This window comes from Streptomyces sp. NPDC005752 (assembly GCF_040630715.1).
Classification (GTDB): domain Bacteria; phylum Actinomycetota; class Actinomycetes; order Streptomycetales; family Streptomycetaceae; genus Streptomyces.
The window spans coordinates 190,884-205,228 of record NZ_JBEXYB010000003.1 but is presented as its reverse complement, the minus strand read 5'-3'; the positions used below and the strand labels follow the sequence as shown (position 1 = coordinate 205,228).

The following is a 14,345-nucleotide window of genomic DNA, read 5'->3' as shown; positions in this document are numbered from 1 at the left end:
CCCGCGCCGGAGCGGTGCGGGGAGCGGTACCGGAAGCAGCTGCTCACCGGAGCAGTTGCCAGAGATGGTCGGCGGTTCCGTTGTCGTCGTACTGCACGACGTGGGCGCTGTCGGCGGTGGACATCAGGTCCACGCCGAGCACCTTGTCCGAGTTGCGGTTGCGGATGCGGTACCAGCCGCCTCCGTCCGGCACGAGCTGCCACAGGTGGTCGGCGGTGTCGTTGTCGTCGAACTGGACGACGTGGGCGCTGTTCGCGGTGGACATGAGGTCCACGCCGAGCACCTTGCCGGAGTGCTGGTTGCGGATGCGGTACCAGCCGTCGCCGTTGGGCACGAGCCGCCACAGGTGGTCCGCGGTCCCGGTGTCGCCGAACTGGACGACATGGGCGCTGTTCGCGGTCGACATGAGGTCCACGCCCAGCACCTTGCCGGAGTTGCGGTTGGCGATCCGGTACCAGCCGTCGGCCAGCCAGGGTGTCCCGTCCGGGCTCGCGGTCGGGAAGGACGTGATGCGCAGCCGTGCCGCCCCCATCGGGACGAGCGTGACCTCCTCGACCGGGGCGGTGCTGCGGGCGGGGCTCGGCTGGAGGGGCGCCACCACGTGCTCGTCGTCGGCGCTCCACTCGGGGATCCGGCGGGCCCGGGCGGTCATGACGAGCGGGGTGCCGTCCAGGGTGAACGGGTTGTCGCCGGGGGCACGGCCGGTGGACCGGCGGCGCAGCGAGTACGCCGGCCGCGCCCCGTCCAGGACGAGACCGTAGTTCCACGGGGTGGTGGCGTGGACGGCGTACTCCGGGAACTGTTCGGTGCCGCCGATGCGCTCGTACGACTCCCCGATGCGCAGGGAGTAGGTCAGCGGCCCGTGGTCCACGCTCACCGAGCCGTGGTTGTCCGTCCAGGTGCGCACGGCGGTCCGCTGGGGGAGGCGCAGGGTGACCTTGTCGCCGTCCGCCCAGGTCCGCTCGACGCGGGTGAAGGCGGGGCCGGCCGGGGCTGTGACCCGCTGACCGTTGACCCGGATGTCCGGCTCGGCGCACCAGGCGGGTACGCGCAGCACCAGGGGGAAGCGCAGCGGTTTCGGGGACGTGAGGGAGAGCGTGACCGTGTCCGTGAAGGGGTAGTCGGTCTCCTCCGTGAAGGTGACCTCGGTGCCGTCGGCGACCTTCGCGGTGACCTCGCTGGCGGCGTACATCGCCGCCGCCAGGCCGCCGTCCGGGGTGGCGAGCCAGAGCTCCTCGACGAAGTACGGCCAGCCCATGCCGTAGTTGTGCGGGCAGCAGCGGTACTGGTCGACCCCCGGCAGGTACGCCTGCATGGCGAAGGCGTTCTGGAACTGCCGGTCCCGCTTGGGCACGTCGTCCAGGTCGACGCTGTTGGCGCTGGTGACGTAGTGGATCGCCCTGCCGGACGGGTCGAGCGACGCGGGCAGCGAGTTGAAGGCCAGCTCCTCGCACCGGTCCGCCCAGAGCGGGTCGCCCGTGATCCGGGTCAGCAACTGGTGGCTGGCCATGAACTCGACGATCCCGCAGGTCTCGAATCCCTGCCGGGGGTCTCCGTGGCCCGGGCGGGCGTTCTCGTCGCCGGCGAAGCCGCCGCCGGGGAACTGCCCGTACAGGTTCATGGCCTTGGCGTATGTCCCGTAGGTGTCCCGGGTGTCCTGCCGCGAGCCGCTGCGCAGTGCGTACTGGGCGGGTTCACGGAAGCCCTGCGCGATGTTGACGTTGTGCGGGTTGACGAGGTTGTCACCCCAGTCCGCGCCGTACCGGTGGATCTTGTCGGCGAGATCGAGCAGGAAGGTGTCGCCGGTGCGGTTGAACAGCCAGTAGACGCTGTCGAGGCCGTCGCCCCAGCGCAGGGCGATCCAGCTGGTGTCGAAGGCGCCGGGGCCCTGCGCGTTCATGTACCGGAAGAACCTGCTGAGGAACGGGATGATCCGGTTGTCCCCGTCGTACTCCTGCCAGGAGCGCAGCGCCTGGATGAGGGGCAGGAAGGGCCAGAAGTCGGGGCCGCCGTTCAGCGAGGTGCGCAGGGCCTTCGGGCCGAAGAAGCCGTCGGACTGCTGGGTGGTGAGGACCGCGTCGATCCAGCGGCGTGCGGTGGTCAGTGCCGTCGCGTCACCGGTGACGATCGCCAGGTCCGTGTATCCGCGCAGCCAGTAGGGGACTTCCTCCCAGCCTGCCCGGTCGGGGCGGACCCAGCCGGAGGCCTCGAAGCCGAGGAAGTGCGAGAACTCCTCGTAACGGCCGCAGAGACCGTCGAGCTGCAGCCGGAGCTGGCCCGCGAGCCAGCCCTTGGCGGTGACCCGCCCGGGCGGCAGCTTCAGGAATGCCGTCGGGTGCAGCGGGGCGGCGTTGGGGGAGTAGTGGCCGCCGCGCGCGGCGGCCATCACGCCCCCGGCGGCCGTCGCCGTGGTGGCCCAGCGGCCGGCCGCGGTGGTCGCGGCGACGGTGGCCAGAGCACCGGTCACGAGTTGTCTGCGGTTCAGGGGCATCGTGGGGGACTCCGCTTCTGCTCTGCCGGACAGGGTGGGTGACCGGCCCGGGCAGGCCGGCGCATGGCGAAGGTGGCCGTCGCGTCCGGACCCGGAGGCGCGACAACTGGTCTGCAACGTTGGAAAACTGATGTCGGCGGTATGACAGCACGCGGTCAAGCCGGTGTCCAGAGGTGGCGCAACACCTGGTGCGGCGGCTCCTCGGCGGCCGGTCCGTGGAGGTCCGCACCCCGGGGCGACACATTTTGGAAACGCATCGACAACTCTCTTGCCGCCTGCGGCGCCTCGCCTATATAACGTTGTAAACCGAGCCGCCGAGAGGCCTCACAAGCCCTCGCGACCGCAGTTTCCGCAGTTCGAAGCGGGGTCGTGAGGGATACCGCGTCATCCGCCCACGAGCGGCTGACGCACCGTCCCGCCATGCCCGACGGCACGCCGCACGGCGTGCCGTCACCTCGCCAAGGAGCGTCCCGCGCATGATGACCCAGCGTCGATCCCGTACCCTCGCCGCGGCCTGCCTGCTCGCCGCAACCGCCACGCTGGCCGTGTCCGGCTGCTCGAAGTCGGAGACCTCGGACAACGCGGGCGGTGACAGCACCCAGGGAGCACAGGAGGCCAAGTCCCCCGAGGCCGCCTCGGGTCCCGGCTGTTCGCTCCAGAGCTACGGCGCACCCAAGATCGACCTCAAGGACGCGGTGGTCGGCTTCTCCCAGTCGGAGAAGGAGGCCAACCCGTTCCGGATCGCCGAGACCCAGTCGATCAAGGACGAGGCAGCCAAGATCGGCGTCAAGAAGCTGCTCACCACCAACGCGCAGTCGCAGCTGTCCAAGCAGATCAGCGACATCCAGGACATGCTCTCCCAGGGTGCCCAGTTCCTCATCATCGCGCCGCTGAACTCCGACGGCCTGGAGCCGGCACTCAAGGCCGCGGCGGCGAAGAAGGTGCCCGTCCTCACCATCGACCGCAAGGTCAACTCCACGGCCTGCAAGGACTACGTGGCCTTCCTCGGCTCCGACTTCGTCGAGCAGGGCAAGCGGGCCGCCGACGCCATGATCAAGGCGACCGACGGCAAGGGCAAGGTGGCCATCCTCCTCGGCGCCTCCGGCAACAACGTGACCACGGACCGGACCAAGGGCTTCGTCGACCAGATCAAGGCCGAGGCGCCCGGTATCGAGATCGTCGCCCAGCAGACCGGCGAGTTCGCCCGCGACAAGGGCCAGCAGGTCATGGAGCAGCTCATCCAGTCCAAGCCCGACATCACCGCCGTCTACGCGGAGAACGACGAGATGGGACTCGGCGCCGTGACCGCGCTGAAGGCCGCCGGCAAGAAGCCGGGCAAGGACGTCAAGATCGTCTCGGTCGACGGCACCCGCAACGCCGTCCAGGCCCTCGTCAACGGCGAGTACAACGCCGTCATCGAGTCCAACCCGCGCTTCGGGCCGCTCGCCTTCGCGACCGCGAGCAAGTTCTACGGCGGCGAGGAGATCCCCGAGAACGTGATCATCACCGACCGCGCCTACGACGAGACCAACGCCAAGGAATCGCTCGGCGGGGCGTACTGATCCGCTTCTGAACCCAGTGGCCCGGCCGCCGTGGCGCTCGCACCGCGCCCCGGCGGCCCCCGGGCCCTCGCCCTTTGGACAGCGGAAGGCCAAGAACACCCATGGCACCACCCGAAGCAGTACCTCAGGCACCGGAGGCGGCCGGGCGCGCGGCCTCCGCCGTGCTCGAAGCCCGCTCGGTGAGCAAACGGTTCCCCGGCGTCGTCGCCCTCGACGACGTCACCTTCTCCCTGCGCGCGGGGGAGACCCACGCGCTGGTCGGGGAGAACGGCGCGGGCAAGTCCACCCTCATCAAGGTGCTGACCGGTGTGTACCGGCCGGACGGGGGCGAACTGCGGATGACGGGTGAACCGGTCCGGTTCAATCGGCCGTTCGAGGCGCAGCAGGCCGGGATCTCCACGATCTACCAGGAGGTCAACCTCGTCCCGCTGATGAGTGTGGCGCGCAACATCTTCCTGGGCCGGGAGCCCAGGAACCGCTTCGGGCTCATCGACTTCGCCCGCATGCACCGGGAGACCGGCGATCTGCTCGACGGATTCGGCGTACGCGTCGATCCACGGCGCCCCCTGCACACCCTCGGGGTCGGCACCCAGCAGATGGTCGCCCTCGCACGGGCGGTGTCCGTCAACGCCCAGGTCGTCATCATGGACGAACCCACCTCCTCGCTCGAACCGCGCGAGGTGGAGACCCTGTTCCGCGTCATCGGGAACCTGCGGGACAAGGGCATCGCCGTCCTCTACGTCAGCCACCGCATGGACGAGCTCTACCGGATCTGCGACCGGGTCACCGTCCTGCGCGACGGACGCCACATCCACACCGGCGAACTCGCCGACCTCGACCGGATGCAGCTCGTGTCGATGATGCTCGGCCGCGACCTCTCCGAGGTCCGCCGCTCCGGTGTCACCAGCTTCGCCGCGGAGGGACACGAAGCCGCCCGCACCCCCGTACTCACGGCGACCGGTCTCTCCAGCCGCCTCCAGCTCCACGACATATCCGTGTCGCTGTACGCGGGAGAGGTGCTCGGCCTCGGCGGTCTCCTCGGCTCCGGCCGCAGCGAGACGGCCAAGGCGCTGTCCGGCGCACTGCGACTGGACGCGGGTGAACTCACCGTCGACGGCACCACGCTGAAGCGCCTCACCCCGGCGGCCGCGATCCGGGCCGGCATCAGTCTGCTCCCCGAGGACCGCAAGGCCGAAGGCATCGTGCCCGGTCTCTCCGTCCGAGAGAACATCGTGCTCGCCGCCATGCCCCGTCTCTCCCGGGGCGGTGTCGTCTCGCGGGCCAAGCAGGACCGGATCGTCGACATCTTCATGAAGCGCCTGCGGATCAAGGCGTCGAGCCCCGAGCAGAAGGTCGGAGAACTCTCCGGCGGCAACCAGCAGAAGGTACTGCTGGCCCGCTGGCTCTGCCTGGAACCCAAGGTCCTCCTGCTCGACGAACCCACCCGGGGCATCGACGTCGGAGCCAAGGCCGAGGTGCAGAGCCTCATCGACGACCTCGCCGGCGAGGGCCTCGCCGTCCTGCTCATCTCCTCCGACATCGAGGAACTCATCGAGGGCGCCGACCGCATCGTCGTCCTGCGTGGCGGAGCCGTCGCCGGTGAGCTGTCGGGCGACGACGTGGCAGAGGACCGGCTGCTCGAAGTGCTCGCCGACCACGCACCTGAGCCGGCGGACACGGCACCGGCCGCCCAGGAGGAACCCCGATGACCCAGACCGCCGTCGCCCCGCCCGCGAAGGGCGACCAGCCACCGAAGCCCGCGAGCCCGCTTGCCCGGCTACGTGACCCCGCCTGGTACCAGCGGTACGGCGTCTACGTCGCCGTTGCGGTGGTACTGCTCTTCAACGCGCTGTTCACCGAACACTTCATGACCGCGGACAACTTCCGCACCCAGCTCGTGCAGGTCGCGCCCATCGTCATCGTCGCCCTGGGCATGGCCCTGGTCATCGGCACCGAGGGCGTCGACCTCTCGGTCGGCTCGACCATGGCGCTCGCCGCCGCCTTCCTCCCGCTCTACCTCGGCTACGGGCTCGTACCCGCGCTCGTCGTCTCCCTCCTGGCAGGAGCCGTCGTCGGAGCCGTCAACGGCGCCCTCGTGTCCCTCGTCGGGCTGCAGCCCATCGTGGCCACGCTCGCCCTCTTCGTCGGAGGCCGCGGACTGGCCCTCGTCATGGCCGACGGACAGCTCAAGCAGATCGTCAACCCCGACCTGCTGTCGCTGGGCACCGGATCCTTCCTCGGCATCCCACTCGTCGTCTGGATCGCCGGACTCCTCGCCGTCGCCGTGGCGTTCCTGGTGCAGCGCACCACCTTCGGCAGGCAGGTCGTCGCCGTCGGCGGCAACCGCTCCGCCGCCGCGCTCGCCGGGCTGCCCGTGAAACGGGTCCTCATCGGCGTGTACGTGATCTGCGGGGTACTCGCGGCCCTCGCCGGCATCCTCGCCACCGCCAGGCTCACCGCGAGCGACCCGTCCTCGCTCGGCACGCTCATGGAACTCTCCGCCATCACGGCGGTCGTGGTCGGCGGCACCCCACTCAACGGGGGCTCCGTCCGGGTGCTCGGCACCGTCGCGGGCGCCCTGCTCATGCAGCTCCTGCGTGCCACGCTCGTCAAGCACGACCTGCCCGACTCCACCGCCCAGATCGCCCAGGCGGCCATCATCATCGCCGCCGTCTACGTCGCCCGGGAGCGTCGGTCCCGATGAACGAAACCAAGCACGCCACCGCCGCCCCTGCCCCGGTGCCGACGAAAGCGCCCGCGGCCCGCCCCGCCGCCGGGCCCGAACAGACCGGCCGTCAGCGCGCCGCCGAACTCCTCCAACGCCAGGGCGTCCTGGCGGTCCTGCTCACCGTCGTGATCGCCGCCTCGTTCATCTACCCGACGTTCGCCTCCCTGGACAACGCCCGCGGTGTGACCATCCAGGCGTCCTTCCTCGCCGTGGTCGCACTCGGCATGACGATGGTCATCATCACCGGCGGCATCGATCTGTCCGTCGGATCGGTGTTCGCCCTCGGGGGAGTCCTCGCCGCCTGGGCCTCGCAGTACGGGTTCCTCGCCGCCCTCCTGCTCCCCCTCGTGGTGTGCGGCGGGATCGGCCTGCTCAACGGTCTCCTGATCGCCCGTGGCAACATGGCGCCCTTCATCGTCACCCTCGCCACCCTGCTGGGCGCCCGCGGCCTGCTGCTCGCCCTCACCGACGAGGGCGCCACCACCTACCTGGTGCCCAAGGACTCCGCCTTCGGCGAGCTCGGCCAAGGCAGCGTCTGGGGCTTCGGCCACCCGATCCTCATCGCCCTGGTGCTCTTCGGGGCCGGCGGACTCGTCCTGCAGCGCACGTCGTTCGGGCAGACACTCTTCGCGGTGGGCGGCAGCAGCGACGCGGCCACCCTGATGGGCCTCCCCGTCGCCCGTACGAAGATCCTCGTCTACACGCTCAGCGGCCTGCTCGCCGGGCTCGCCGGCGCCCTCAACGCGGCTCGGCTGTCCTCCGGCGTCACCATCGTCGGCGTGGGCATGGAACTCGACGCGATCTCCGCCGTCGTCATCGGCGGAACACTCCTCGTCGGAGGCGCCGGTTCCATCAGCGGCACGCTCTGGGGCGTCCTGCTGCTGGCCGTCATCCAGAACCTGATCAACCAGATCGGCTCGCTCAACTCCTCCTACCAGTCGGTGGTCAGCGGCGGCTTCCTTATCGTTGTCGTGGTGGCCCAGCGCTATCTCGCGCGCAGTCGCAGAAGCACCTGACGACGAGCCGGCCCGTCCCGGCCGGACACCGAGCCAAGCCGAGCCGAACCAAGGAGTGCCGTGGGCGTCAGCCTCAAGGACGTTGCGCAACGGGCGGGCGTGTCCATCAAGACCGTGTCGAACGTGGTGAACAACTACCAGCACGTCACACCCGCCATGCGCGCCAAGGTGCAGCACGCGATCGACGAGCTCGGCTACCGGCCGAACCTCACCGCCCGGCATCTGCGCAAGGGCCGTACCGGCATCATCGCCCTCGCCGTCCCCGAGTTCGGCAACCCGTACTTCGCCGAGCTCGCCGGAGCGGTCATCGACGCGGCCGCCCGGCACGACTACACCGTCCTGGTCGACCACACCGCCGGGCTCAGGGAGAAGGAGCTCCTGGTCAGTCAGGGCTTCCGGTCCCATGTGATCGACGGTCTCATCCTCAGCCCCATCCACCTGGAGACCGAGGACCTCATGGCGCGCACCGAGACCGCGCCGCTGGTCCTCCTGGGCGAGCGGGAGTACGAGGCGCCCTACGACCACATCGCCATCGACAACGTGGCGGCGGCCCGCGCGGCCGTGCGCCACCTCGTCGCCCAGGGCAACCGGCGCATCGCCTTCCTCGGATCACGCACCGGCCAGGAACGCCAGCCCGCGCACCTGCGCCTGAGGGGCTGGCGCGAGGAACTCGCGGCTTCCGGCGTCACACCCGACGAATCCCTCGTCGTGGTCACCGACGGCTACGGCCGCGAGGACGGCGCCTCCGGCATGGCGCGGCTCCTGGACCGGGAGGACCGGCCCGACGCCGTGTTCGCGTACAACGACCTCATCGCCATCGGCGCGATGCGGGCCATCACCGAACGCGGCCTGCGGATCCCGGACGACATCGCCGTCGTCGGCTTCGACGACATCGAGGAGAGCCGCTACACCACCATCACGCTCACCACCATCGCCCCCGACAAGGAAGCCATCGCCCGCCTCGCCGTCGACAGCCTGGTCGCACAGCTCGCGGGCGAACCCGTCGCCGAACCGCGCCGGCCACGCCCCGGCTACCGCCTCGTCGTCCGCGAATCCACCACGCCCGGGCCCGACTCCGGCCACACCGAGGACCTCTGATGCCGCGCCCCACCGTGCACCGCACCCCGTTCGGATCCTCCCGGGGAACCACGACCGACCTGTGGACCCTCGACAGCGGTACGGGAGTCCGTGCCGAGGTCCTGACCTACGGTGCTTCCCTGCATCGCCTCACCGTGCCGGACACCACCGGCGCCGCGGCCTCCGTCGTCCGGTCGCTCACGACCCTCGACGACTACACGGCCGAACACCCCTACTTCGGCGCCGTCGTCGGCCGTTACGCCAACCGCATCGCGCACGGCCGGTTCGTCCTGGACGGCACCGAGCACCGCATCCCCGCCAACGACCGGGGCCACGCCCTGCACGGAGGGCCCGAAGGCTTCCACGCCAAGGTCTGGGAAGCGGCCTCGGAACAGACCGACGACAGCGTGTCCGTGCGGCTCACCCTGCACAGCCCCGACGGAGACATGGGCTTCCCCGGGGCACTGGACGCCACCGTCACGTACACCCTCGACACGGCGGGCACCCTGGCCGTCGACTACGCCTCGGTGACCGACCGCCCCACGGTCGTCAACCTCACCAACCACGCCTACTTCGACCTGGCCGGACAGGACGACGTCCTCGGCCACAGCCTGGAGGTCGACGCCGACTCCTATCTGCCGGTGGACGACGACGGCATCCCCCTGGGACCGCCGGCCGACGTCCGCGGAACCCCCTTCGACCTGACCGCGCCCCAGGTCCTGGGGGAACGCCTCGGCACCGAGGACGGACAACTGCGCGCGGCGGGCGGCTACGACCACTGCTGGGTCCTGCGGGACTCCGGAGGCGGCCTGCGCCGCGCCGCACGCCTCACCGCCCCGGACGCGGCGCGGGTCCTGGAGGTGTGGACGACGGAGCCCGGCATCCAGGTCTACACCGCCAACCAGCTCGACGGCTCCTTCACCGACGGCACGGGCCGCCGCCATGAACGGCACGGCGCGGTCTGCCTGGAGACCCAGCACCTGCCCGACTCACCCAACCGGCCGGACCTGCCGAGCGCGGTGCTGCGCCCCGGGGACACCGCGCGCAGCCGCACCGAACTGCGCTTCCCGCATCTGCGGAACTAGCCTCGCCGCACAGGAGGAAACAGCCTTCCGGTCTGCCCCGCGTGTCCGCGGCACCTGCCTCCCGCTGCCGCCGGCGCTCTGGCGGCAACGGCAGCCCGGCCGTCCGCGCCCGCTCCTACGGGCCGCGGTGGTGGACGTCCGTCACGGCACGCCGCCCTCCGCCGGGGGAGCGGTGTCCACGGACCGCCCCGTACCGCCGGCCCCGTCGGCGGGCGGACGGGCATCCGTGCTCGGAGCCCCCGCCACGCCTGAGTGAAGTCCTCTGAGCACCCTGCCCGCAACGGCGCCCAACGCCACGTAGCCGTAGTCCCTCGAGTCGATGCTGCTGTCCGCGTTGTCTCCCAGCACCAGCACGCTTCCGTCCGGGACCGTTCCGGTGATCCCCTGTGCCTCGGGCGTCCGGCTGCGGAAGGAGGGGGGAACGGCCTCACCGGGCAGTGCGGCCACCCGCTGATGACGGGCAGGCCGACCGACCCGCCGGGCCCCGCCGGTGCCCGGTCACCGGGAGGCCGCAGAACCACGACGTGCCCGGTGCGCAGCCCCGGGGGGCGCACGGCCCGACTGGTCGACCGGGCCTGCGACCACGCGGGTCCGCCGATCACCCGGAGCCAGTGGGACCGGCACCTGAGCGGCATCGCCTACGAGCCGCCGTGCCTCTGCCTCTCACGGCTCCTGCAGCGACGACGCTGCACCGCATGGCCCCTCCCCGCGGTCCCCCGCGGACTCGGTGCGAACCGACCGGTTTGAACGGGGCGAAGACGGTCACCCGGTGGATGACCACGATGTCGAGAACAGCAAGGTGTGAGTGACATGGCTGCTGACGAGAAGACCCAGGCCAAGACCGACCAGGCCAAGGGCAAGATCAAGGAAGCCGCCGGGCGCACCGTCGGCAACGAGCGACTCACCGCCGAGGGCCGCGCCGACCAGACCAAGGGCGACGCCCGGCAGGCCAAGGAGAAGATCAAGGACACCCTGACCGACTGACGTCGTCCAGGACCCCAGCGTCCGGCCCCGCGGAGTCCGACTCCCCGCGGGGCCGCGCTGTGTCCCGGGACAGCACGCCGCGACCGGGCCCTTCCACGATCCGCCGGACCGCGGGACCGTCTTCTGCGGACCCCGCATCGGGCGGACGGCGGGATGAGAGCGGGCTGGTGTGGCGGACGCGCGCCGCGCGCCCGCCACGTCACGCGTCACTTCAGGTAGGCACCCGCCGTCCCGACCTTCCCCGGGGCCGCGTTCCTGCCGCCGAGGTCGAGGACGTACACCCGCAGATTGCCCTTGCCCGGTGCCGCGACGGCCAGCGTGCCGCCCGTCACGACCTCGGTGTCGCCGGTGACGGCGTCCTTGTAGGTGCCGTTGGGGACACCCGTGTACGTGGCGCCGCCGGAGACCGTCACCAGAGCGAAGCTGTCCGTGCCGCTCGCCGCGTCGGTGTAGCGGCGCTTGTACGCCATCGAGCCCGTGATGCCCTCCGTGGAGTACTGCCCCATCTGCAGGGCGGGCACCGCACGACGTATCAGGTTGAGCCGCTGCACGTGCTTGACCAGCGGCTTCGCCAGGGTGTCGGCGACGGCCCCGGCCGCCGAGTCGACGGTGCCGAAGTCCGACGCCTTGACGTCTCCGGCGAGATGGGCGCCGTAGTACGCCCGGCCGGTCGACGCCAGCGGGCAGGTGGGCCCGCAGTCGATCTTCTTTCCGGCCTGGAACTCGATCTCGGAGCCGTAGTACAGCGTGGGGATGCCCCGGAAGGTCCACATCAACGACATGTTCTCGGCCCAGGCGTCCGTTCCTCCCGCGTACCGTTCGCTGCTCTTGTTGGGACCGTAGTCGTGACTGTCGACGTACACGACGTTGTAGGTGGCGTCGTTGTAACTGTCGTCGGAGTCCCTGCCGTTGTTGTAGGCGTTGTTCGCGTCACCGAAGTTCATGTGCATGCGCATGTCGATGACGTTCATACCGGAGAACTCGCTGTGGTCCGGGGCGTGGTAGGAGTTTCCGTTCAGGAAGGCGTTGGTGGAGGTCGGCTGCGAGCCCGTGCCCTGCTGCTGCTCGTAGTCGTACATCTCCAGAGCGGCTCTCCCGTCGTCCGCGCTGTACTCCTTGCGCTCCTTCCAGGTGTAGAACTGCGCGGAGTGGTTCACCGAGCCGCGGTTCCACTTGTCGTTGACGAAGGCGGCGACCTCGCCGAAGACGAAGAAGTTCTTCGCGGCCTCGGTGCCGAACCGCTGGGTGACGCGTTCCTGGATGGCCGGCAGGAAACGGCGGTTCCAGGTGGTGCGGGGGATGTGCACGGCGGTGTCGACGCGGAAGCCGTCGACCCCCATGTCGATGTACTTGTCGTAGGCGCCGATCAGATAGTTCTGCACGGGCGCGCTCTCGGTGTTGAAGTCGGCGAGGTCGTCGTGCAGCCAGCAGGAACGGGAGTCCTCGCCCTCCCAGTTGCCGATCCAGCAGTTGTGGTAATAAGCCTTGGGGAACATCCCCGATGTCGGGTTCGGCCACTGGCAGTTGTAGATCCGGTAGCCCTCCGGCGAGGTGTACTGGGTGGGGGTGCCCCAGTTGACACAGGTGTTTCCCGAAGGCTCGGCCGTGGACCACAGGTCACCGTTGTAGTACGACTTCCCGGACTTGGTCTCGACGGTCAGACCGTCGTACTCGAAGCCGTCGTTCTTCTCGTCGTAGTACCAGCTCCACTGGGTGTCGCGGACCCCGTACGTCTTCGGGGTGAACAGGCCCTTCGCGCCCCAGCGTGAGGAGTGGTTGTAGACGACGTCCTGGTAGATCTTCATGCCCTTGGCGTGGGCCGCGTCGATCAGGTCCTGGTACGAGGCGCCGGCGGACTCGAGCCGGGAGTCGACCTCGTAGAAGTCGTAGCCGTGATAGCCGTGGTAGTCGTAGTCGGACCGGTTCAGGACGACGGGGGTGATCCAGACGGCCGACATGCCGAGGCCCTTGATGTAGTCGAGCTTGTCGACGAGACCCTTGAAGTCGCCGCGGAACATCGGGTCGTCGTTGGCCGCGTTGCCCGACGTGACGTGCTGGCTGCCGCCCCGGTCGTTCGCGGTGTCACCGTCGTTGAAGCGCGCGGTGAGCACGAAGTAGATCGGGTCCTTCCGCGGATCGGTCCCGAGCGGCTTCCCGGTCGCCGGGGCCGTCGGCTTCTCCCCGGTGGTCGCGGTCGCCGCGGCGGAGGCCGCCGAGACGTTCCCCGCGGCGTCGGCGGCCCTGACGGTGTAGCTGTAGTCCGTCCTCGCCTCCAGGCCGGTGTCCGAGAACACCGTGGAGCCGACGTCGGCGACCAGCGTGCCCTTGGTGCCTCCGGTCCGGGTGACCTGGTACTTCGTCACGCCCCGGTCGTCCGTCGACGGGGCCCAGGTCAGCACGACCGACCATCCGTCCGCGCTCGCGGACACCTCCGTCGGGGCGGTGGGGGCCCGGGTGTCCGGGGTCTCGGCGGCACAGGGATCCTCGGCGCCCGCCGTGACCTTCTTGTCCTTCACCGTGGTGAGGCCGGCGGGGACGGTGTAGTTGCCGCCGTTGTTGTTGTCCCACACCCCGTTGCCGTTGTTGAAGGTGGCTTGCATCGATGTGGCCGTGCCGAGGTCCACCGTCCTCCTCACCCAGCCGGTGCAGGCACTTTCCATGCCCACCCCGGGGACGGTCGTCCAGGCGCCTCCCGCCGGCTGGTAGTGGAGATTGGTGGTCGTCCAGCCGACGGTGGCGGTCGAGTAGTAGACCGAGGCGCTGTGGGCCTCCCCGGGCTCCGTACCGGTCTCCGGGCAGGGGTCGCTGTGGGCCACCACCCCGTCCTTCACGGCTACGTCGCCTGTGCCCAAGGCGTAGTTCTTTCCGGCGTTGTTGTCCCAGACACCGGAACCGTTGTTGAACGTCGCGGCCATGCCGGACGCGTTCCGGAGGGGGACGGTCTGTTTCACCCAGTCCGTGCATGCTGCTTCCATGGCCACACCTGGCGAGGTGGTCCACGATCCCCCGTCGGGGGCGTAGTGCAGCCGGTAGGCGGACCAGTTCTTGGTCTTCGTGTAGTAGAAGACGGTGGCGGTCGACTCCGAGGAGGCCGCGGGCACGGCCGCCCCCGGGGCGGAGGGGCCGGGTGCCGGGGTCAGGAGGCCCAGCATCACCGTCGCCGCGACGGCCGCCGCGGCTGGGCGTCCGAGCAGCCGGACAGGGGAGCGTCTCATTCGTCTGTCTCCAGGGGAGGGCCACGGGCGGGTGGGCCGCGGCTGCCGACAGCGCAGCCGCTCCGTGAGCGGCTGCGAGGATCCCGCCGGAGAACCCGGACGCGCCTCGGGGTTCGGGCGAGCAGTGCGCACTGACAGCAACTTCTGTCAGAACCTTTCTGCAATCTCTTTCAGGCAGGAAGTTACC

Annotated in this window: 10 protein-coding genes; 7 read left to right on the top strand and 3 right to left on the bottom strand. The window is 70.1% G+C overall.

Annotated elements, in window-relative coordinates; genetic code table 11:
* Positions 1–43: 43 nt before the first annotated feature.
* The gene (locus ABZ441_RS04050; RefSeq protein ID WP_358968027.1) at positions 44–2,491 is read right to left on the bottom strand and encodes a beta-L-arabinofuranosidase domain-containing protein; all 2,448 of its coding nucleotides are present in this window, start codon (positions 2,489–2,491) and stop codon (positions 44–46) included.
* A gap of 476 nt (positions 2,492–2,967) precedes the next feature.
* Here ABZ441_RS04050 and ABZ441_RS04045 point away from each other — a divergent pair, with 476 nt between their 5' ends.
* The 6 genes from ABZ441_RS04045 to ABZ441_RS04020 all read left to right on the top strand — a co-directional run bounded on the left by ABZ441_RS04045 (position 2,968) and on the right by ABZ441_RS04020 (position 9,959).
* Positions 2,968–4,053 carry an ABC transporter substrate-binding protein gene (locus tag ABZ441_RS04045; RefSeq protein WP_358968024.1) on the top strand — a complete coding sequence of 362 codons (1,086 nt, stop codon included), beginning with the start codon at positions 2,968–2,970 and terminating at the stop codon, positions 4,051–4,053.
* A 101-nt stretch (positions 4,054–4,154) separates the two neighbouring features.
* Positions 4,155–5,762, top strand: coding sequence for a sugar ABC transporter ATP-binding protein (locus ABZ441_RS04040; protein WP_358968021.1), 1,608 nt, complete (start codon positions 4,155–4,157; stop codon positions 5,760–5,762).
* Positions 5,759–6,757, top strand: coding sequence for an ABC transporter permease (locus tag ABZ441_RS04035; protein ID WP_358968018.1), 999 nt, complete (start codon positions 5,759–5,761; stop codon positions 6,755–6,757). Before ABZ441_RS04040 ends, ABZ441_RS04035 begins: the two co-directional genes overlap by 4 nt.
* Positions 6,754–7,797: an ABC transporter permease gene (locus ABZ441_RS04030; protein ID WP_358968015.1), complete on the top strand. Its 1,044-nt coding sequence runs from the start codon at positions 6,754–6,756 to the stop codon at positions 7,795–7,797. The genes ABZ441_RS04035 and ABZ441_RS04030 overlap by 4 nt, the downstream gene beginning before the upstream one ends.
* Positions 7,798–7,857: 60 nt before the next feature.
* Positions 7,858–8,895 (top strand): LacI family DNA-binding transcriptional regulator, encoded by a 1,038-nt coding sequence (locus tag ABZ441_RS04025; RefSeq protein WP_358968012.1) that lies wholly within the window; start codon positions 7,858–7,860, stop codon positions 8,893–8,895.
* Entirely contained in the window at positions 8,895–9,959 is a 1,065-nt protein-coding gene (locus tag ABZ441_RS04020) for an aldose epimerase family protein (protein WP_358968010.1), read from the top strand. Before ABZ441_RS04025 ends, ABZ441_RS04020 begins: the two co-directional genes overlap by 1 nt.
* 141 nt (positions 9,960–10,100) lie before the next feature.
* Here ABZ441_RS04020 and ABZ441_RS04015 read toward each other — a convergent pair whose 3' ends face one another.
* A complete protein-coding gene (locus tag ABZ441_RS04015; RefSeq protein ID WP_358968007.1) occupies positions 10,101–10,406 on the bottom strand; it encodes a S26 family signal peptidase in 306 nt (101 codons plus the stop codon).
* Positions 10,407–10,769: 363 nt separating this feature from the next.
* On the opposite strand from ABZ441_RS04015, the gene ABZ441_RS04010 reads away from it, so the two are divergent.
* Positions 10,770–10,943, top strand: coding sequence for a CsbD family protein (locus ABZ441_RS04010; RefSeq protein ID WP_205020713.1), 174 nt, complete (start codon positions 10,770–10,772; stop codon positions 10,941–10,943).
* A 206-nt stretch (positions 10,944–11,149) separates the two neighbouring features.
* Here ABZ441_RS04010 and ABZ441_RS04005 read toward each other — a convergent pair whose 3' ends face one another.
* The gene (locus tag ABZ441_RS04005) at positions 11,150–14,158 is read right to left on the bottom strand and encodes a carbohydrate binding domain-containing protein (protein ID WP_358968002.1); all 3,009 of its coding nucleotides are present in this window, start codon (positions 14,156–14,158) and stop codon (positions 11,150–11,152) included.
* Positions 14,159–14,345: the final 187 nt, after the last annotated feature.